General features: G+C 72.9%; 17 protein-coding genes. 8 read left to right on the forward strand and 9 right to left on the reverse strand.

Annotation, left to right across the window (positions count from 1 at the left end; genetic code table 11):
* Window positions 1-26 precede the first annotated feature (26 nt).
* From ACFYYT_RS11870 to ACFYYT_RS11890, 5 genes are all read right to left on the reverse strand, one after another.
* Window positions 27-1,628: an alpha/beta hydrolase gene (locus tag ACFYYT_RS11870; RefSeq protein ID WP_351826530.1), complete on the reverse strand. Its 1,602-nt coding sequence runs from the start codon at window positions 1,626-1,628 to the stop codon at window positions 27-29.
* A gap of 169 nt (window positions 1,629-1,797) precedes the next feature.
* The gene (locus ACFYYT_RS11875; protein ID WP_351826495.1) at window positions 1,798-2,352 is read right to left on the reverse strand and encodes a hypothetical protein; all 555 of its coding nucleotides are present in this window, start codon (window positions 2,350-2,352) and stop codon (window positions 1,798-1,800) included.
* 105 nt (window positions 2,353-2,457) lie between these two features.
* The gene (locus ACFYYT_RS11880; RefSeq protein WP_351826492.1) at window positions 2,458-3,471 is read right to left on the reverse strand and encodes an SCO0930 family lipoprotein; all 1,014 of its coding nucleotides are present in this window, start codon (window positions 3,469-3,471) and stop codon (window positions 2,458-2,460) included.
* A gap of 151 nt (window positions 3,472-3,622) precedes the next feature.
* Window positions 3,623-5,071, reverse strand: coding sequence for an NADH-ubiquinone oxidoreductase-F iron-sulfur binding region domain-containing protein (locus tag ACFYYT_RS11885; protein WP_351826491.1), 1,449 nt, complete (start codon window positions 5,069-5,071; stop codon window positions 3,623-3,625).
* Window positions 5,068-6,024, reverse strand: a complete 957-nt coding sequence (locus ACFYYT_RS11890) for a hypothetical protein (RefSeq protein ID WP_351826490.1) — start codon at window positions 6,022-6,024, stop codon at window positions 5,068-5,070. Before ACFYYT_RS11890 ends, ACFYYT_RS11885 begins: the two co-directional genes overlap by 4 nt.
* Window positions 6,025-6,479: 455 nt before the next feature.
* Here ACFYYT_RS11890 and ACFYYT_RS11895 point away from each other — a divergent pair, with 455 nt between their 5' ends.
* Window positions 6,480-7,943 (forward strand): helix-turn-helix domain-containing protein, encoded by a 1,464-nt coding sequence (locus ACFYYT_RS11895; protein ID WP_351826489.1) that lies wholly within the window; start codon window positions 6,480-6,482, stop codon window positions 7,941-7,943.
* 97 nt (window positions 7,944-8,040) lie between these two features.
* On the opposite strand, the gene ACFYYT_RS11900 is transcribed toward ACFYYT_RS11895, so the two are convergent.
* From ACFYYT_RS11900 to ACFYYT_RS11910, 3 genes are all read right to left on the reverse strand, one after another.
* The gene (locus ACFYYT_RS11900) at window positions 8,041-8,847 is read right to left on the reverse strand and encodes a sigma-70 family RNA polymerase sigma factor (protein WP_351826488.1); all 807 of its coding nucleotides are present in this window, start codon (window positions 8,845-8,847) and stop codon (window positions 8,041-8,043) included.
* A 99-nt stretch (window positions 8,848-8,946) separates the two neighbouring features.
* Window positions 8,947-10,356 (reverse strand): DUF1996 domain-containing protein, encoded by a 1,410-nt coding sequence (locus ACFYYT_RS11905; protein ID WP_351826487.1) that lies wholly within the window; start codon window positions 10,354-10,356, stop codon window positions 8,947-8,949.
* Between the two features lie 9 nt (window positions 10,357-10,365).
* Window positions 10,366-11,133: a DUF4142 domain-containing protein gene (locus ACFYYT_RS11910; protein WP_351826486.1), complete on the reverse strand. Its 768-nt coding sequence runs from the start codon at window positions 11,131-11,133 to the stop codon at window positions 10,366-10,368.
* A 351-nt stretch (window positions 11,134-11,484) separates the two neighbouring features.
* On the opposite strand from ACFYYT_RS11910, the gene ACFYYT_RS11915 reads away from it, so the two are divergent.
* Window positions 11,485-12,186 (forward strand): DUF1345 domain-containing protein, encoded by a 702-nt coding sequence (locus ACFYYT_RS11915; protein WP_385317438.1) that lies wholly within the window; start codon window positions 11,485-11,487, stop codon window positions 12,184-12,186.
* 53 nt (window positions 12,187-12,239) lie between these two features.
* Here ACFYYT_RS11915 and ACFYYT_RS11920 read toward each other — a convergent pair whose 3' ends face one another.
* Window positions 12,240-12,638 (reverse strand): hypothetical protein, encoded by a 399-nt coding sequence (locus ACFYYT_RS11920; RefSeq protein ID WP_351826485.1) that lies wholly within the window; start codon window positions 12,636-12,638, stop codon window positions 12,240-12,242.
* A 167-nt stretch (window positions 12,639-12,805) separates the two neighbouring features.
* Here ACFYYT_RS11920 and ACFYYT_RS11925 point away from each other — a divergent pair, with 167 nt between their 5' ends.
* The 6 genes from ACFYYT_RS11925 (at window position 12,806) to ACFYYT_RS11950 (ending at window position 19,654) form a co-directional block, all read left to right on the forward strand.
* Entirely contained in the window at window positions 12,806-14,344 is a 1,539-nt protein-coding gene (locus ACFYYT_RS11925) for a phage tail sheath subtilisin-like domain-containing protein (protein ID WP_351826484.1), read from the forward strand.
* Window positions 14,345-14,369: 25 nt separating this feature from the next.
* Window positions 14,370-14,888 carry a phage tail protein gene (locus ACFYYT_RS11930; RefSeq protein WP_351826483.1) on the forward strand — a complete coding sequence of 173 codons (519 nt, stop codon included), beginning with the start codon at window positions 14,370-14,372 and terminating at the stop codon, window positions 14,886-14,888.
* On the forward strand, window positions 14,885-15,619 hold the full coding sequence (locus ACFYYT_RS11935; RefSeq protein WP_351826482.1) for a hypothetical protein: 735 nt from the start codon (window positions 14,885-14,887) through the stop codon (window positions 15,617-15,619). Before ACFYYT_RS11930 ends, ACFYYT_RS11935 begins: the two co-directional genes overlap by 4 nt.
* A gap of 470 nt (window positions 15,620-16,089) precedes the next feature.
* On the forward strand, window positions 16,090-16,533 hold the full coding sequence (locus tag ACFYYT_RS11940; protein ID WP_351826481.1) for a hypothetical protein: 444 nt from the start codon (window positions 16,090-16,092) through the stop codon (window positions 16,531-16,533).
* Window positions 16,530-17,777: a DUF4255 domain-containing protein gene (locus tag ACFYYT_RS11945; RefSeq protein ID WP_351826480.1), complete on the forward strand. Its 1,248-nt coding sequence runs from the start codon at window positions 16,530-16,532 to the stop codon at window positions 17,775-17,777. The genes ACFYYT_RS11940 and ACFYYT_RS11945 overlap by 4 nt, the downstream gene beginning before the upstream one ends.
* A complete protein-coding gene (locus ACFYYT_RS11950) occupies window positions 17,774-19,654 on the forward strand; it encodes an ATP-binding protein (protein ID WP_351826479.1) in 1,881 nt (626 codons plus the stop codon). Before ACFYYT_RS11945 ends, ACFYYT_RS11950 begins: the two co-directional genes overlap by 4 nt.
* Window positions 19,655-19,674 lie beyond the last annotated feature (20 nt).

A 19,674-nucleotide genomic window follows, 5' to 3' on the forward strand; every position in this document is an offset into this window, starting at 1 on the left:
CCGGGGACGCGCCCCGGCGGCCCGGGTCAGAAGCGCTGCGGCGCCACCGGGAACGGCAACGGGCGCTGCGGGCCAGTACCGCGCCGGGCGGCGCCCGGCTCGGTCCGGCAGGTCACGTCCGCGGCGGGCAGCCGGCCCGAGGCCAGGTACGCGTTGACCGGGGCGTTGGCGCAGGACCCCGGATCGGCCAGGTACACGCCGTGGCCCTCGCCGCCGAGCGCCAGCACCATCCGGGAGCCCTTCAGCGCGCGGTGCAGCCCCTGCCCGCTGACCAGCGGGGTCTGCGAGTCCCACTCGTTCTGCACGGTCAGCACGTCCGCACGGGTCTTCATCGGCGTCGCCGCCTCCAGCGGCCGCTGCCAGAAGGCGCACGGCTTGATGGTGGAGGCCATGTCCCCGTAGAGCGGGTACCGCCGCTTGTCCTGCGCGGCGTCGCGCCGGTAGCGCTCGGGATCGCGCGGCCAGGCATCGGTGTCCCCGCACACGACGGACCAGAAGACGGCGACACCGGTGTCCGGCCCGGGCTCCGGCCGCAGGGTCTTCAGCAGCTCGCCCGCCGACGGCCCGGCCGGCAGCGGCTTCCCCTCGGCCGCCGCCTTGAGCGCGCTGACGAGCGGGGCCGCCCTCGCCGGGTAGAAGAACAACCCCCGGGCGGCGCGGATGTCGTCACCGCTCAGCTTCTGGCCGTCGAGCACGATCGGATCGCGGTCCGCCCGCGCCACCAGGTCCCAGAAGGTCCGGGACACCGCCTGCGGGGTGGTCCCGAGGTGGAACTCGCCGTCCCGCGGCGCCGTCCACCGCGTCCAGCGCGCGAACGCGGGCTCGGCCTCGGTCGCCCACACCTGGAGCATGCCGCGCCAGGCGCGCTGCGGGTCGACCCCGCTGTCGAGGACGAAGCGGTCGGTGCGCCGCGGGAACATCTGCGTGTACACCGCGCCGAGGTAGGTCCCGTACGAATAGCCCAGGTAGGAGACCTTCCGCTCGCCCAGGGCCGCGCGGATCGCGTCCATGTCGCGGGCGGTGTTGCGGGTGGTGACGTACGGGAGGACGTCGCCCGCCTTCTCACGGCACTTGTCGGCGACCGTGCGCGCCCAGGCCACGTCGGCGGCGTAGGTCTCGGGCCGGTAGGCGCGGTCGAAGTTCTGCTCGGACTCGGTGAGACCGCAGGTGATCGCATTGCTCCGGCCGACCCCGCGCGGGTCGAAGCCGATCAGGTCGTACCGGTCCCTGACCTCCTGCGGCATGGACGTGTCGGCCATCAGCGGCAGATCGAGGCCCGAGCCGCCGGGACCGCCCGGGTTCATCAGCAGCACCCCGTGCCGGCGGGCGGGGTCGCGGCTCTTGATCCGGGATATCGCGAGGTCGATCCTGCGCCCCTCGGGCCGCCGGTAGTCGAGCGGCACCTTGATGGTCGCGCACTCGTACGAGGCCGGCTGCTCGGCGTCGCACCGCTGCCAGGAGGGCTTCTGGGGCTGGTAGTCGGCCACCGGAGCGGGGGCGGGGTCGGCGGCCGCCTGCGTCGCGGACAGCAGCGGGAGGGCGGTGGCGAGGAGGCCGGCGGCGGCGAGGAGGGACGCGACGCGGGGTGCGCGCGGAGTCGGGGGAGTCGGCGGCGTCGGCGGGTTCATGCGCACGAAGGGCCGTTCCTTTCGGAGAGGAGGGGCGGTCCCTGCTCACCCTGGAGGACGCGGTCGCCCGGCGAATCATCCCGAAGGGCGGCTCTCGTGCTCGCGTATGCACCTCACGAACGAGTGCAATTCCGGACAACTGGCCGACGCGCCATGGAACTTGCTCCGGTCAGTGTGCAGGCTCGTGCCCGTCCATCGGCCCCATCGGCCCCATCGGCCCCATCGGCCCCATCGACGGCATGGACGGCATGGACGGCATGGATGGCATCGGGCCCGTCGAGGGGGAGTGGTCCGCGTGGCCCGCGTGGTCGGTGCCGGTCTCCACCGTTCCGCCGAGGCGTTCGTGCAGGGCGGCGAGGGCGTCCGCCGACGGGCCGGTGACCACCCAGCGGTCCCCGACCAGGTAGACGCCGCCGTACGACCGGGTCTCGTCCAGCCAGGAGCGCAGGCCCTGCTGCGCGGCGAAGGTGGTCAGCCGGTAGGCGCCCTGCGGGGTCTCGCACGCGCCCTGGCGCAGCTCGTCCGCCTCCACGCTCACTTCGGCGGTGCATCCCAGGGCGCCGGCGATCTGCTCGACGGTCGTGCCGGGCGCGGCCGGGGCGGCGGCGGCCGCCGGGGCGTGCCGGGCCTGCGTGCTCCCGGCGCACCCGCCGCACAGCAGTGACCCGCACATCACGGCGACGGCCACGAGGAGACGGCCCGTCGGACGGTCGGTGGACGGCATGGCACGACCTCGCTGACTGATCGGGGGAAAGGGGCCGTGGTGCCCGGCGGGGAGGGGGGCCGGGCACCACGGGATCGGGGGTGGGGGTGTGTGAGGGGGGAGGGGTTATCCGGTGGCCTTCGCCTTCTTTCCCTTGTCGGTCACGGCGAACCAGAGGCCCTGTTTGCCCTGTCCGTTGATATCGCCGGGCTCCTTGTCGCCGGTGAATGTGTAGACCGGCCAGCAGTCGATCGTCAATTGTTCCGAACCGTCCGGACGCTTTACCGATCCGACCAGTGCGGCGGCAATTCCGGACACCTTCGCCTTGTCCACCGGAGAGGCCGGCTTCCAGGTGTCGAGGCAGGCGTCGAGGCAGCCGAATTTCATCGGCCAGGCGCTGTCCTTGTCGAAGCGGTAGAGCGTGCGGCCCTGTGAATCGGCGAGGATCGCGCCGAGCTGCGCGTTCTGCCGGGCCGACAGCGACGCCTGCTGTTCCGCCTGCTGTTCCTGCCCGGCCGGCTTCTCGGGGGCCGCGCCCGCCCCCTTCGACGCGGCGGCCGGTTTCCCGTCCGCCCCCACCGCGTGCCAGGTTCCGCCGACGCCCTCGCCGAGGGTGTCGCCCGCCTTGGCGTCCTTGGCGTAGCGGTACACGGGCCAGCCGCCCACCGTCAGCTGCATGGTGCCGTCGGCCCGCATGACCGAGCTGAGCATCCCGGCGTCGATGCCCGCACCGGCCGTGGCGCCGCCGGCCGCGACGGCCGGCCAGACCGTGGCGCAGTCCGCCTCGCAGTTGGACTTGGGCGGCTTGGCGGTGTCCTTGTCGAACCGGTAGAGCGTGAAGCCCTCGCCGTCCGTGACCGCCGAGCCCAGGTCCGGGACCGCCCGCACCTTCAGCTCCCCGGCCGGCCCGCTCTTGGCGGCCGCCCCGGCCCCGCCGGCCGGTGCGGCCCCGCCGGCCGGCGCGGCCCCGGTATCGCCGCCGTACCCCGGGAGCGCACCGGACCCGTACCCGTCGAGCTGCTTGCTGTCACTCACCGGCTGTACGGAATTCCCCTTGGCGGCGGGCTTGTCCGAGATTCCGCAGCCGGCCGTCAGCAGCAGTACCGCGACCGCCGAACCGGCGATTACCTCACGGTGCATTCTCTTCACGGTCTCTCCTTCAGCTTCGGTCCCGCGTTCTCATTGCCTGAGTAATTGATACGGGGCCCGCAGTCCCCCCGGTGAATATCCCCGGGAATTTGTCAGATCGCGCCAAGAATGAACTCGGGGGCGGCCGGCGGCCGTGCGCGGCTCATTCCTGGATCCGCAGTGCCAGCGCCGGACAGCGCCGGACGGCGCGCAGCGCCTTGGGCCGCAGCCGCCCCGGGACCGGCATGGACGCCTGGGCCGGGTAGCCGTCCGCGTCGAGCCGTACGACGTCCGGGAGGATGTCCACGCACAGCCCGTGCCCCTTGCACAGCGTCCAGTCCACGACCAGCCGTTCGGGACTCTCGTCCCGGGGCAGGGGAAGCGCCCCCAGCACCCGGCGCCCGCAGCCGCTGCCCAGCGCGTGGTCGTGGAACTCGTCGGGGAAGGCGGTGAGCGCCGAGGCCACGAAGGCCGAGGTGCCGTCGGGATGGCTGCACGCCCCTCGGCGCAGCACCCCCCGCATGCGCGCCTCCACGGCGTCGAGGGCGGCCCGGCCCCCGCCCCCCACGGCCTCCTCCAGTACGTCGGCCAGTGCGGGCAGCCCCCGTACGCACGGCCCGCACTGGCCCGCGGACTCCTTCGCCATCCAGCGCGTCACCCGGGCCACCTCGCCCGCCGGGCAGGTGTCCTCGGGCAGCGGCAGCACCGCCCCCGCGCCCAGTACCGCGCCGAAGGAGGCGAGGGACTGCCGGGAGACCTCGGCGCCGAGCGCGGACCCGGGGTCGAGCCAGCGCCCGTGGTATCCCCCGACGAGCACGCCCTGGCCGGGGCGGGTGCCGCACAGCTCCAGGACGTACGCCAGCGAGGTCCCGGTCGGGACCTCCACGACGGTGGAGCCGGCCACGGTCAGCAGGACGGTGCCCGGCTCGGCGGGCAGGCCGACCGACCGGTATCCGGCGGCGCCGAGCCGGGCGGCGACGCCGAACTGCGCGTAGGTCTCGGTGTTCGACAGCAGGGTGGGCATCCCGCCCAGACCGCGCTCGCTGGTGCGCACGCGCTGCCCCGAGGGCAGGGTGGGCCCGCCGTTGAGGCCGTTGATCATCGAGGTGCCCTCCCCGGTGACGAACCGCTCGGGCAGCAGCGCCACCCGTACCTGGCGGCCGCCCGGACCGCGTTCGGCGACGGCGTCGCGGACCGAACGCTCCACGTCGGGCCGGGTGACGGCGACCACCACGTCCTCGGCGCCGACCGCGGCGGCGGCCAGCAGGGCCCCGTCGAGCACCAAGTGCGGGGCGTGCAGCAGCAGCGCCTTGTCCTTGAGGCAACTGGGCTCCCCCTCACTGCCGTTGACAACGACGGCGGTCGACCCGTCGCGTCCGCGCGCAGACTGGTTGACCGCCCGCAGCTTTCTGGCGAAGGGGAAGCCGGCGCCGCCGCGGCCGCGCAGGTCGATGTCGGCCGCGAGGTCGACGAGTTCGTCCGGGCGGTAGCGGGGGAGCGGGCCGTGGGCGGCGAGATGGGCCTCGCGGTCCAGCCGCGGGGCCCGGTCGAGCCCGGTCAGCAGCCGGGGAGCGCCCACGCAGCCGAGGCCGGGCCGGGTCGGTTCGTTCACAGCAGCCCCTCCCGACCGGGCGCGTACGCGGCGGCGTACGGCGGCTGTTCGGGCGGCGGCGGTACGTCGGCCCGGGCGGCGGCCGGGACGGGAACCCCTGCGGGGCCCCCCTCGCGGCGGGGGCGCAGCCGCCCGAGGGGCACGTCCCGTATGACGTACGGGCGGGTGCGCGCGCCCCGTGCCGCCGTCGCCGCCTGCGGGGCGGTCAGGGGGGAGGCGGCCTCGCGCCGCCGGGCCCGTACGCGCAGCGCGAGAACGGCGATGACGCCGGCCACCCCGAGCACGTAGGCCGCGGTCACCCAGGCGTCGGCGGGACGGCCCGCCTTGAGCCCGTGCACCAGCGAGGCGCCCCATGCCGGGTAGGCGCCCACGTGCAGGGCCCGCCACCAACGGGAGCGGCTCTTGGTGGCGAACACACTACGCAGGGCGCCGGAGACGGCGACGGTCACGAAGAGATATCCGGCCAGGGTGCCGAGGCCGATGACCACGGGCCGGTCCGCGTCCGTGAAGGGCAGCACCGCGGCGGACGCCCCGGTGTGACCCTCGGCGACCTTGATCCAGATGTGCAGGGCGAGGAAGCCGAGCCCCGCCACGGCCAGACCGCGGTGCACGCCCTGGGCCAGCAGCCGGTGCCCCGATCCGAGGAGCACCCGGTCGGTGGCCACCAGTCCCCACAGGACGGTGGAGGTGAGCGAGACGAGGGAGAGCACGCCCGAACCGAAGTCGAGGAAGTCCCACACGTGCGACAGGGCGCCCGTGCGGGCCGTCACGACGAGGAAGACGAGCGCGGCCAGCGCGCCGCTCACCGCGACGCCGGGGCGCACCCGTCCGGCGACGGGCAGCAGCGGCGGCCGCCGGACGGCCCGGCGTCCCGCGGCCGGGGCCGCGGCCGCGTGACGGCTCCGGCGTCGGGCTCTGTGGGAGCGGGGCATGTGAGGCTGGGGCAGGGGCATCCAGTTCTCCTGTGCGCCTGGGCTCCGAGCACTCCACCTGGCGCTCGGCGCCCGGGAGTTGTGGTCGGTGGTGGCCGGCAGCGCTGTGGAATTCCCACGTCGGCCGAAGGGCTCGGGGGCCGGAGTGCAGCAGCATCGTGGAGCTACGCAGCATCTCCACAGGATTTATCGAAACGTGATAATTTCTCGCACCCCGTCGCCGGTGCGTCGAACAAGCCCGGAAGATTCCCCTCCAGTGGAGGTTGTGACAGGCCAACGCGCCTTCAGCCGCCTACGCGTCCCCGACGGCAAAATCAAGGCAAACCTACGGGACCGAACGTGGCCGGAACCCTCCAGGAGGGCGTATGGAGGCTGCAACTGTCGTGACGGACAAGGTTGTTGGTGAGGCAGACGACCCTGACGGGTCTGTCGCACCTCCACCGGACAGGCCTCACCCCCGCAAGAACGAGGAAACGATGTGCGAACTTCTGAACCGCATCTGGTCCCGCCCCCGGGGCGAGTGGACCCGTGTCCTGCGCCGGGAACTACCCGCGCTGGCCGGGGAGATAGTGGAGGAGCTTCTGCATGGAATTCCCGGACTTTCCGCGCTGGTCGACGACAACGATGCCATTGATGACGAACTTCTCCGGCAAAGGGTGGAATATGCCCTTCTCGTCGCACTCGGCTATCGCGAGGAGGCCGAACCGGACGCGCTGCTCGGCGCAGGCGTGCCGCACGAGGCCGAGGAGCGGCACGACGGGACGGCGGACGCCGTCCACGGCGGCGCCCGGCCCGAGGGCGGCCGCGAGCCCGGCCCGACCGAGGTGCGGGCCCACGGCCACGGCAGCGGCGGCCACGGCGGAAGCGGCACCCCGCAGACCGGACCCGACGGCAGCGCCGCCCCGCAGACCGGTACCGGTGACGGCGCCGCCCCGCAGACCGGGCCCGGCACCCGCGGCGGCGTCCCCCTCCAGGGCGGCGTCCCCACCCAGCGAGGCGTCCCCGCCCAGCGCGGCGTCCCCACCCACGACAGCGGTCACCCCCGCGACAGCGGGCACCCCCACGGCGCGGGCCACCCCCACAACGCCGGCCACCCCCACGGGGACGGTTCCGCCGGTGTGCGGCCGGAGCCCACGGCCCCGCAGGACCGGGCCCGCCAGGAGCTCTTCAAGGCCCTCACCGACGACCGCGACACCTCCCACAGCTCCCTCACGGAACTCGCCGAAGCCGCCGGCTGGCCCCTCCCCGAAGCCGTACGGGCCATCGCGCCGGCCACGCCCGGCGAAACCCTGCAACTGGCGACCGTCCTCGACGAAGCCCTCCCCGGGATGTTCGCGGGGCGGCCGTGCCTGCTGCTCCCCGTCGCCGACCCCGACGCCCGGGCGGCCCTCGAACTCCCCCTGCGCGGCCGCTCCGCCGCCGTCGGCCACGCCGTCCCCCTCCGCGACACCGCGTCCTCGCTCCGCTGGGCCCTGCGCCTGCTCACCCTGACCCCCCACCGCGCCGGCCCGGACGCCCGCCCCGTCTTCGTCGACGACCACCTCTCCACGCTGCTGCTCCTCCAGGACGAGCCGCTGGCCCACGCGTTGGCCGCCCGCTGGCTGCGCCCCCTCGCCGACCTGACCCCACGTCAGAGCGAACGGCTGGAAGTCACCCTGCTCGCCTGGCTGGAGGGCGGCGGAGCCCCCGAGGCGGCCAAGGCGCTGAGCGTGCACCCGCAGACCGTGCGCTACCGCATGCGGCAGCTGGAGAAGCTCTTCGGACCCGGTCTGCGCGATCCGCGGACCCGCTTCGAACTGGAGATGGCCCTGCGCAGCCGCCGCCTGATGGCCCACGTACGCCGTCAGCACTCCCGGGCCGGCCGCCGGACCGGACGCGTCGTCACCGCCGACTTCACCCCCCTGGTCGTCGGACGGATGGCCCGCGTCAACGGCCTGTGACCCTTACGCGACGCGCCCGCCCGGCCTCCCCCACGACGGGGAGGCCGGGCGGGCGCCGTCCGCGCGGCCGGGCCAAACGGGGCCGGGCCGGCGCGGCCTACGCCGGCAGCGGCGCCGGGGCCGCGCGCATCGTCGCGTTGAGGTCGAGCAGCTCCGCGTACGCCCCGGCACACGTCCCGCAGCCGGCGAGGTGCCGGACCAGCCCGCGCGGACGCCGCGTGGCGCCGCGCCGTACCGCCGGGCCCAGCATGCCCCCGTAGTGCCCGCACCGGCCGGTCGCCGCCGCGGCCAGATGGGCGCCGAGGTAGGCCTCGCGCAGCCCCTCCCGGGCCCGGAAGGCCAGCGAGGTCACCGCACTCGGTGTGATGCCGAGCAGCGCGGCGATCCGGCGCGGGGACTGCTCCTCCACGACCGTGTGCCACAGGACCGCCTGCCAGCGCGCGGGCAGCGCGCGGAAGGAACGCGCCACCAGCCGCCGGTCCTCGTCCGCCAGCACCTGGCGCTGCGGATCGCCGCCGACGGGCGCCCGCTGGGGCCAGGAGTCGAAGTCGGCCGTCGGCAGGGTGCGGGCGTCGCCCTCGCTCCACTGGATCGCCGTGTGCCGGACCACGGCCAGCAGGTACGGGCGCCAGGGGCCGTGGGGTCCGGTGCCCGAGCGGACGGCCTGGAAGGTGCGTACGAAGGCCTCCGAGACGAGGTCCTCCGCGTCCTGCGGGCTGCGGCAGCAGGTGCGCGCGTACGCGAGGGCCGCGCGTCGGTGGCGGCGGTACAGGAGCTCGCACACCGCTGCCGCCCCGTCGCCCGGAGCGCCGGCGCCATCCCTCAGCAGCAGGGTGAGCCGGCCGTCGGAGGGCGGCTCGTCCGGGCGGACCGGACCGTCCGTGGTGTCACGAGAGCCGGACATGGCACTCCTCGTCCTCGTCGCTCCGCCGCCCGGCCGGGTGGGGGCGGCGAACGGCGCCGGCCCGGGGAGGCCCCCGGGCCGGTGTCCGTTCCCGGGGGATCAGCGGCAGACGCGCCCGCCGTTGATGCAGCCCACCGCCTTGGCCATCAGCCCGTTCGACATGACGTTGATGAAGTCCCCGTGGTCGGTCACCGGCTTGTGCAGCTGCTCGGGGAAACTGTCCACGGCGAAGCGGGCGCCCGGGGCGACCCCGTACACGATCCGCTGCACCAGCTGCGGGATGGCGGTGAAGCCCTTCGGGCAGCGGCCGTTCTTGTCCTGGAAGGCCACGTGCGTACGGTGGTTGGCGCTGTCGGTGTTGCGGCCGTCCCAGCAGCTCTGGAAGGAGAAGGTGCGCACCACGTCGCTGCCCTTGGGGCAGACCGGGTACTTGTCCTTGAGCTGGCGGTCCTCGAAACCGGTGCAGCTCCAGGAGGCGTTGGCGTTGGCGGTGCCGTTGGTGAAGGCCTTGGCGTCACCGGTGATGATCCGCAGGAAGCGCGGCATCTCCCGCACCTTGCCGACCGGGCTGCCCTTGAAGTCGATGGTGACCTGCTTGGGCCGCAGGATCGTGCCCACGTTCGCGTCCTGCCCGCCCCCCGGGGCCTGCGCGTCCTTCTCGGCCTTCCCGTCGCGCAGTCGCAGCACCGGCCAGTAGTAGGTGGACTGGTCGCCGTTGCCGCAGGTGGTGCCGGAGGCGGCGAGGCTGTTGTTGGAGGAGAAGGCGTCGGTCGACGCGTTGCCCACGTAGTCGTGCATGTGGTGGGCACCGTTGGAGACGCCCGGCGCGACGATGACGTTGTCGGGGTTGAAGTGGCCGTTCTCGTTGCGGCCGCACTGCGAGGAGAACGAGCCCGTGGAGGCGCCGCGCCCGGCGGCGGGGGCCTTCACGTTCGGCCGTACCTTGTCGATCGAGACGAAGTCGCTCTGCGCCGGGCCCCGCTTCTGGCCGATGCTGCGGGCCGCGTTCGGATCCCCGGCGGGGGCGTCGGCCGCCGCCGCGTCGGCCGCCGGGTCGGTCTGCGGGTCGGCCTCGGCGGGCGCCTCCTTCATGGAGCACCCGCTCAGCGCGTCCAGCCCCACCGGACGTCCGGCGGAGCGGCCGATCGCGTCCGACACCCGGTTGATGGTCGCGGAACGCTGGTCCCGGAGCCGGCCCAGGAGCGCGTCCTTCGGCACCTCCTGCTTGCGCACCTGCCCCGCGGCGAGCTGCCGGTAGGCATCGGCCACCTGGACGTCCAACTGCGCGAGGTTCTTGTCCACCTCGCCCCGGGCCTGGTCGGGAACGTCCTTGAGCTCGTCGCCCACGTCGGGACAGTCGATGGTGGCGGTCGCCTCGCCGATGCGGCCCGCGTCCTGCCCGGCGTTCGCGTTGCCGGCGATGACGGCGACCCCGCCGCCGCCCAGCACCAGCGCGGACACCGCCGCCAGCAGTTTCAACCGGGGTCGCCTGTGGCCCTTTTGACTCATGCGATCACTTCACTTCGTCGATCGGACGGGGGAGGGGGGCGAAGCCCCCTGGTGGACCGGGGAGGAGGGGGAGGAGGGGGAAGAAGGGGCCGGGCTCACCTCGAGCGAATCGAAGTCGACCAGCCCGCTCTCCTCCAGGACCGAGATGTGGTCCAGGACGGTGGTGTTGGCGGAGGTGGCCAGGGCCCGCACCATCGAGTTCCGGGTCTGCGCCCGCACCTGCGCCACGAGCTGGAACACCTTGCCGTGCGCCCGGCGCAGCAGCTGGACGAACAGCCGCTCGTACTCGGTGCCCTGGGCGGCCGCCATCTGGTCGAGCCAGCCCTGCTGCTGGGCGCTGGGACGGTCCGGCAGGTCGACGCCGAGGGCCTGCCCGACCTGGATCACCTGACGGTCCAGATCGGTGTGGCCCATCACGAGGTGCTCCCCGGCGGTGCGCACGGAGGGCCGCGTCCCGCGCTGCTGTGCCTGCCGTCCGGCGGGCAGCTCCCAGAGTCCGGCGAGCCGCACCTTGCGGACGAAGTCCCGGTCGGTGGGGGTCAGCGGCCCGAACGCGGTGCTCATGATCCCGCCGCCGTCGTCCTCGACCCCCGCGGGCAGGGCCGTCGAGCCCGTCGAGCCCGTCGTGGCGGCCGAGGCCCGGTCGCCGTACTTGGACACGGGGATCAGCAGCGCGATCAGCGTGACGGCCAGGGCGCCGATGACCAGACCGCTTCCGATCGTGTATTTCGTCGCCACCGACAGGCCGTTGACGGATCGCCGCCGGAATGACAGCACAGTGCCTCCTCGCTCCGTGGTCCGACAGGAGACACGGGGCCGGATCGGCCGCCGCCCGCATGTTCCGCACGGTGCGCACCCGCTCTCCTGGGGTGCCACGGGACGCTAGTGCCCTCCGTGGTGCCGCCGAGCAAGGACCATCACCATCGGATAAACATCCGGGCAACCCCCCGAAACCCTGCTACCGTGCCCCGTCCGCACGCCCAACACCGCGCTGCGGTACAGGAGTTGAGGGAGGGTACTGACACCCGCACCGGACGACACTCCCCAGCGCTGCGCCGGCGAAGCGGCAGGAGGCCGTAGCGTCGGGCTCCGACCTGGCCGGCAGCCGCATTTCCGAGGAGTCCGTCCGTGCAGCAGTCACGTTCCGAGGGCCGTAGCCGGGAGCAGTGGCTCTCCGGGCGCCGTCGGTCTGCGGTGAGCGGTCTCATCGCTCTGGGCACGGCCGTGCTCCTCCTCGGTCTCGACCGCAGCTGGGCGCGGCTGTCGGTGGCGGACGTAGGCGTGCTCATGCTGCTCGCCTATCTCCTCCCCTATCTGCTGATCACGGTGATCGCCTTCTCGACCGCCTCTCCCGAGCGCGTGCGCACCTGGGCGGCCCGGGAGACGCGGGGCACCACGCTCCAGCGCTATGTGTTCGGGACGGCCCCCGGACCAGGGGTTTCCCTCTTCATCGCGGCCGCGGCGCTCGTGGTGTCGGTGGTATGGCGCCCCGGGCACATCGGATCCTCCTTCGAACCGGTCGCTCGGGCGGCGGTGGCACTCACGCTGGTCGCCGTCGCCTGGATCTGTGTGGCCGTGTCCTTCGCGGTCACCTTCCAGGCCGACAATCTCGTGGAGGGTGAACGGGCGCTGGAGGTCCCCGGCGAGGAGTCCCCGATCTGGAGCGACTACGTCTACTTCGCCTTTTCGGTCATGACGACGTTCGGCACGACCGACATCAACGTGATGTCCCGGGAGATGCGCCGGACGGTGACGGTCAACGCGTGCATCGCCTTCGTCTTCAACACCGTCACGGTGGCCAGCCTCGTCTCCGCTCTGGACGGCCTCTGACGAGGACCGTGGGGGCGGCGTCGCCTGACGTGTGCTCCGGCACGGGCCTTCGGCTACGCCGTACGGCAGGTGAGGATCTCCACGGTCACTGCCTCTCCCGTGTTCGTCAACGTCACCTCGCGCTTGCCGGTGACGGGCAAGAGGTGCGTGAGGAGGCTCGCGCTGGCGATGAGGAGGGAGTCGCTGACCGTGATCGTCTTGCCGGTCATCAGCTCCGCTTCCACCTGCGCCGGCTTACCCGTGGCAGTGCTCGTCACCTTCATGGCGAGCAGCACCATGGTGCCCGCGGGCAGGGGCACCTTCTCCGTGTCCCTGTCCTCGCCGGTGGTATCGCCGGCTTTCGCAAGCGAGACGGAGCTCAGGGTGTACGACTTCGGGTCAAGGCTGAGGCTCAACGGCAGTGAGGGCCCGCCCGCCACCTTGACCGCCGCGGTTACCGATACCTGCACCATCACGACCTCCTCCGGGCTTGTACCCGGGCCGACCATGCCAACCGGCTGTCAACGCGGTGTCACGCCGCCGTCACCGCTGCGGCGGTGACTCGTGCGTGATGGTGCGGTGACGTGGCTCGGACAGCATCGGCGGTCCGTGGCGTCCGTCGTCGAAGGGCCAAACAGCCATGCCGGTGCAAGTCAGCCACCCTGGCGTCTACATTCACGAAGTTGCGGGCGGCAGCCGCGCGATCGTCGGTGTTGCCACCGCCATCACCGCGTTCGTGGGGCGGGCGCTGCGCGGTCCGCTCGACGAGCCGGTGACGATCTCCTCGTTCGGTGAGTTCGAGAGGATCTTCGGAGGGCTGTGGCGGCTCAGCGGACTCGGCTACGCGGTGCGCGACTATTTCCTCAACGGCGGTGGAACCGCTCTGGTGGTGCGCGTCGACGTCAATGCCAAGTGGGCGGAGATCAACGACCGCGGTCTGAGCCTCCTTGCATCCAGCCCCGGCGCCTGGGGCAACAAGCTCCATGTGGAGGTGACGCACCCGCCCGTGGAGGAGGCCCGGCAGGTTGCCGAGGCGCAGGGGGAGGGCGTCACCTCCGATGCGCTGTTCCACCTCGTCGTCACCGATACGGCCACCAAGTTCAGGGAAGAGGTCCTCAACGTGACCGCGTCCGGGGGGCCGCGGCAGATGAGCCTCGTACTGCGCTCCTCCCAACTGATCCGCGACGGCGAGCGGCTGCCGACCCTGGTCCGGCCGCCCGAAGGGGCGTACGAATTCGGTGACTCCGCCGGAGGCGCCGACGGTGATCCGGTGACCCCCGCCCGCTACACCGATGGCGGCACCGAGGGAAAGAAGGGTCTCTACGCCCTGGAGAAGGCGGATCTCTTCACCCTGCTGTGCCTCCCGCCCTCGGCTCCCGGCGGCTCCACGGACCCGGACCTCTGGGGAGCGGCACTGAGCTACTGCGACTTCAAGCGCGCGTTCCTGATCATGGATCCCCCACCCGCCCTCGAAACGGCGGAGCAGGTGCTCAGCTGGCTGGACGGTCTCGCCCTCAAAGGCCCGTCCGCCCGCAATGGCGCCCTGTACTTCCCCCGGATCCACCGCCCCGACCCGCTTCGCGGCGGTGTCGTCGACGAGTTCGTACCCTGCGGCGCCGTGGCGGGGGTGATGGCCCGTACCGACGTGTCGCGAGGGGTCTGGAAGGCGCCGGCCGGAATCGACGCCGGGATCGCCGGTGTGAGCGGTCTCGCGGTGACCCTCACCGACACCGAGCAGGACAAGCTCAATCCCAAGGGGGTCAACTGTCTGCGTACCTTCCGGGACGTCGGCTCCGTGGTCTGGGGCTCCCGGACCCTGCGCGGTGCCGACGTGTTCGCGGACGAGTACAAGTACGTGCCCGTGCGCCGGCTCGCCCTGTTCCTGGAGGAGAGTCTGTTCCGCGGGTCCCAATGGGTGGTCTTCGAGCCCAACGACGAGCCGCTGTGGGGACAGATCCGCACCTCCCTCGGCGCTTTCATGCAAGATCTGTTCCGCCAGGGTGCCTTCCAGGGCGCGAGCCCGCGCGACGCCTATTTCGTGAAGTGCGACGCCGAGACGAACACGCAGTACGACATGGATCGCGGCGTCGTGAACATCCACGTCGGCTTCGCCCCCCTGAAACCGGCGGAGTTCGTCGTGATCGACATCCAGCAGAAGACCGCCGGCTCGTCGGCCTGAGCCAGGACGCGGCAGGAGGGACGGAATGACCGAAATCACCGTCAGTGCGACCCGCTTCGACCCGTACAAGAACTTCAAGTTCCGGCTGAAGTGGGACGGGCGGTACGTCGCCGGAATCAGCAAGGTCAGCGCGCTCAAGCGCACCACCGAGGTGGTGACCCATCGGCACGGCGGGGACCCGAGCAGCAGTCGGAAGTCGCCCGGACGCTCGGAGTACGAGGCGGTCACGCTGGAGCGGGGCGTCACCCACGACCGGGACTTCGAGGCGTGGGCGAACAAGGTGTGGAACTTCGGCACGATCCTGGGCGCCGAGACGTCCCTCAGGGACTTCCGCAAGGACGTGATCCTGGAGCTCTACAACGAGGCGGGGCAGCTGGCGATCGCCTACAAGATCTTCCGGTGCTGGGTCTCGGAGTTCCAGGCGCTGCCCGAACTCGACGCCAACGCCAACGCGGTCGCCATCCAGACCCTCAAGCTTGAGAACGAGGGTTGGGAACGCGACGTGTCGGTCCCCGTACCCGCCGAGCCGTCGTTCACGTCGTGACGGGCCTTGCGAGTCTGAGCCACCCCGCAGGGCTCCTGGCAGCCTGGGAACAGGCCGCTCTGGCCCCGGCGGCGGCCCGCGGCGCGGTCCTCGTCCGCCACGGCGGCCTCGCCGAGGACATGGAATCCGCCCTCGGCCTCCCGGTCGGTCAGATCGGGGTGTTGGCCGGACAGCTGTACGCGGAGGAGTTCGGAGACGCGCTGGAGGCGCTCGTGCCGTGTGCGGGATGCGGCGAGGTACTGGATGTGAACCTTCCGCTCGCCGCGCTGCGGGCCGTGTCCGCCAGGCCGGAGAGCCGGGTGCCGACACCCGACGGCGTCGAGCTGACGGTACGGCCGCTCACCACGCGGGACCTGCTCGTGGCCGGTCGGGCGGCCGACCCCGCCGCAGTGCTCCTGTCGCGGTGCGTCTTCGACCCCACGGGCGCGCCCGTCGACCCGGCAGATCTGACGCCCGACGTGGTCGCGCGCGTCGACGCCGCCGCCGAACGGCTCGCCGGCGCGGCCGCCGCCGTCGTGCGGACGGAATGCCCCGACTGCGGTGCCGAAGCCCTGGTGCCCGTGGACATGGGAGCACTCCTGTGGCAGAGGGTGGCGAGCGCCGCCGCGGCCCTCATCGCGGAAGTGGCGACCCTGGCCTCGGCGTTCGGCTGGCGGGAGGCCGACGTGCTGGAGCTGTCGCCGGTCCGGCGCGGGATGTACCTCCGGCTCGCGGGTGGGGGCGCCGCGTGACGGGCTTCTTCGCGCGCATGGGGCAGCGCGCCCTGGGTGTCGAGGGAGCGATGCGCCTGCGACTGCCGGAACGGTACGAGGGCGGCCACACCGAGCCGGTGGTGAGGCTGAGGGCCGAGCCGGCGTGGGCTCCCGAGCGCACGCCCGGGGCAGTGCCCGCACCGGGGCCGGCCATGCCGGCGCCCACCCCGGTTCGACGGGCCGAGCGGACACCACGGGTGCGCACCACCGACCTGGAGCCCGGTCCGCTCGCGGGGCACCTCGGGCCCCGAAAGGAATCGGCGCCGGTCGTGAGGGCGGAGAACACGCCGGCGATCGTGCCTGCGCGAGTGCCGGACGGAGCGGAGCACGTGGTGGACTCCCTCGGTCCCGGCCCTGCGGAGGCCACCCCACAGCCGGCGCGTTCCCGAGTTCCCGCCGAGCCCGTACCGGTGCCGCCCGAACAACGCGAACGACCGGGGATCCTGCCCGTGCCCGCCCCCACCTGGCCCGAAGCCACCCGCTCGCAGCCATCGGCCCCGACCGCGCCCCTGGACCTCGCGGTCCTGCTGCGTGAGCACGTGCTGCCCGCACTGGTCGGGCACGGTGCCGTGGAGGCCGGCGAGGTTCCCGTCATCGCCGAACCTTCGTCGTCCGACGGGGCACGACGTCCGGTGAGCGCCCCGGCTCCGGGCACGGCGGTCGTACGGCCGGGGCGGATGAGCGTCCGGCAGCCGGATCAAGGGGTGGCCGCCGAGGTCTGGGGGCCGGGACGCGGCGGCCCCGCTCCCGTCAACGTCCACATCGACCAGGTCACCGTCACCCGGGCTGCGCCCGCCGCATCTCCCGCCCCGCCGCCACAGCCGGCCCCGCACCGCCCCCGGCCGGGCTCTGACCACTCCGCCTACCTCGCCCGCCGCAAGGAACGCCGTTGAGCAACTCGCTGGCACTCGCGGCCGTCACCACGACCATCCGCTACGTACTGCAACGCGCACTGGACCAGGCGCCCTTCGCGCCCGACGGCGGGTGCACAGTGACGACCAGGCACCCGTCGAAGCTGGTCGGCACGCACCACGCCGCCGAGCGCGGCATCAACGTCTACTGCTTCCAAGTCACCCCCAACGCCGCGCGGAACGCGGCCGCCCTTCCGTCCATGCGCTCCGACGGTTCGCTGATCGGCCGCCCCGCCACCTCGCTGGATCTGCACTACCTGATCAGTGGGTACGGCGACGACCAGGCGCTGGAGCCGCAACGGCTGCTCGGGGTGGCGGTGGGGGCGCTCACCGCCACCGCCATCATTCCGCGCGAGCTGGTCCGCGCTGCCCTGGACGACAGCCCCCACGGCGGGCCCGCGCCCCTGGAGAAATCCGACCTCGACCAAGCCGTCGAGCTGGTGAAACTGTCTGCGACCACGCTCTCGCTGGAGCAGTTCTCGCAGCTCTGGGGGCTGTTCAGCACGCCGTATCTGCTGTCGGTCACCTATCTGGCAACCGTCGCGGAGATCACCTGCGACCTGTCGCCGCACACGGCCCTGCCCGTGTTGAAACGGGAGGTGAGCGTACGGCCCACCGGCGCGCCACGGCTGGATTCGGTGGCCGTCGACGAAGGCGGGGCTGCCGTCAACGGGGCCGTACTGGTGCTGCGCGGCAGCCGGCTGCTGGGGCCCGGGACGCGGATCGCGATCGGACCGGCCCAACTGGACCCGGCTGCCGGCGCCTCCCCTGACGAGGTGCGGACCACGCTGACCGCCGACGTTCCGGCCGGGGTGCACACCGTGCAGGTGACGCACCACCGCGCTGCGGGATCCGGCGCAGTCCCGCAGACCTCCGTACGGGCCGCGTCGAACGCCGTTCCGATCGTCGTGCGGCCCACGGTCACGGCGGCGCTGACCGGGAGGCACATCGTGCTCACGGTCGACCCGCCGCTGCGAAAGGGCCAGCGGGTGACCGTGCTGATGTCCCGGCGCTCCGGCGGCGGCCCGGACACGCCCTCGGACCTGACGTTCGAGATGCCGCCGGTGCAACAGGACGCGACGATGACGCAGGAGCTGTCCGCCACGGAGGTCAAGGAGGGTACGTGGCTGGTACGGGTGCGCGTGGACGGGGCGGACAGTCTGCCCGAGCTCGTCGGCGAGACGTTCGGGGAACCGCTGCTCGCCGTCCCGGCGCCGCCGCCATGACGGCCCTGGGGCAGTGGGAGCAGGCGAACCGGGCAGCGCTGGTGGCCGAACTCGGTGTGATCCGGGCGCGGCTGAGGGGCGAGGACACCGTCGAGGCCGAGGCGGCCGAAGCCGAGGCCCGGCAGCAGGTGGCGGGGTCGACACTGCTGGACGACGTGGCCCACGGATTCGGCCTCACCGCGTTCGAACGTGCGGTGCTGCTCTTGGCAGCCGGTCCCGAGTTGGTCGCCGCCACGGCGCAGGACATCGCCTCCGCCGGCGGAGACCCACGGCCGACGTTCGGACTGGCCATGTCACGGCTTCCCGATCCGCACTGGAGCGCCCTGACACCCGTCGGACCGCTCCGGCGCTGGGGTCTGATCCGGCTGGCGGACGCCTCGTCCCCGACGCGAAGCCCCTTGCTGGTGCCCGAACGGCTGCTGCACCATCTGGTCGGCGCCGGGCACCTGGACACCGAGCTGTCGGCGGTGTGCCGCCGGGTGACCGCCCCCTACGAACTGACCGACGCCCTGCGGAGCGCGGCGGAGGGCACCGCTCGGGCCTGGGCGGAGGGCCGGCTGGTTCTGCTGAGCGGGCCCCAGCGGGCCAATCTCACGGCGGTGGCGGCGGTGGCGGCCGAGGCTGCGGGAGGTCAGCGGCTGCATGTGGTTTCCGCCGGGGACGTGCCCCGGCGCGCCGAGGAGCGGGCGCGCTTCCTGCGGCTGATGGAGCGGGAGTCGGTACTCGCCGGTTGCGCCTGGGCCATCGATCTCGCGGACACGGAGGGCGAGGAAGCCGGAGCACTGGCGCGCGCACTCCCGGAACTGGACGTACCGGCGGCGGTGTTCGTCGGCGACGCGGTGCCTGCGTCGGTGTCGGTACATGCCGTACGGATCGCCGTGCCGCGAATCGGCGTACCGGAACGTGTGGCGGCCTTGGTGCAGGCGCTGGGCCGGCACTGCGAGCCGGAGGTCATGCCCCCGCCCGAGGAGACGGCGGCCGCAGCGGGCGTCTTCGATCTGTCCGTTCCGGACATGGAGACGGCGGCCGAGGACGTGGCTCATGGGCAGGACCTGTGGACGGCGTGCCGACTGCGGGCCCGGGCCGGCTTCTCAGGCGGCGCACAGGTCGTCGAACCGCGCGCGGACTGGTCCCATCTGGTGCTGCCCGATGTCCAGCTGGAGCAACTGCGGGCACTGGTGGGTGCGGTGCGCCATCGCGGTCGGGTACTGGAGGACTGGGGATTCGCCGCAGCGACGACACGCGGGCTCGGTACGACGGCGCTGTTCGCCGGGCCCAGCGGTACGGGAAAGACCCTTGCCGCGGAGGTGGTCGCGAAGGAGCTGGGCCTGGATCTGGTGGTGGTCGACCTGTCGCAGGTGGTCAGCAAGTACATCGGCGAGACCGAGAAGAACCTCGCGCGGATCTTCGAGGCGGCCGAGGACAGCGCGGCGGTGCTGCTCTTCGACGAGGCGGACGCGCTGTTCGGAAAGCGGACGGAGGTGCGCGACAGCCACGACCGCTACGCGAACCTGGAGGTCGGCTACCTGTTGCAGCGTATGGAGTCGTTCCGGGGCTTGGCCGTGCTGACCACGAACGACAAGGGTGCGCTGGACCAGGCCTTCCTGCGGCGCCTGCGGGTCGTGGTCACATTTCCCTACCCGGACTCGGCGGCCCGCGAGGCGCTGTGGTCCCGTGCATTCCCGGCGGACACCCCGACGAACGGCCTGGACCCGCGTCGCCTGGCGATGGTGGACCTACCGGGAGGCGCGATCGCGGCGGCGGCCCTGACGGCGGCGTACCTCGGCGCAGCACGGGGCGAGGTGTCGGAGGCGGACGTGGCGGCGGCGACGCGCTGGGAACTGGCCAAGAGCGGACGGACGATGGCGGGCCGCTGACACCTGCCCGGTCAAGGGGC

Origin of the sequence: Streptomyces sp. NPDC002032 (genome assembly GCF_042890765.1) — a bacterium.
Classification (GTDB): Bacteria; Actinomycetota; Actinomycetes; order Streptomycetales; family Streptomycetaceae; genus Streptomyces.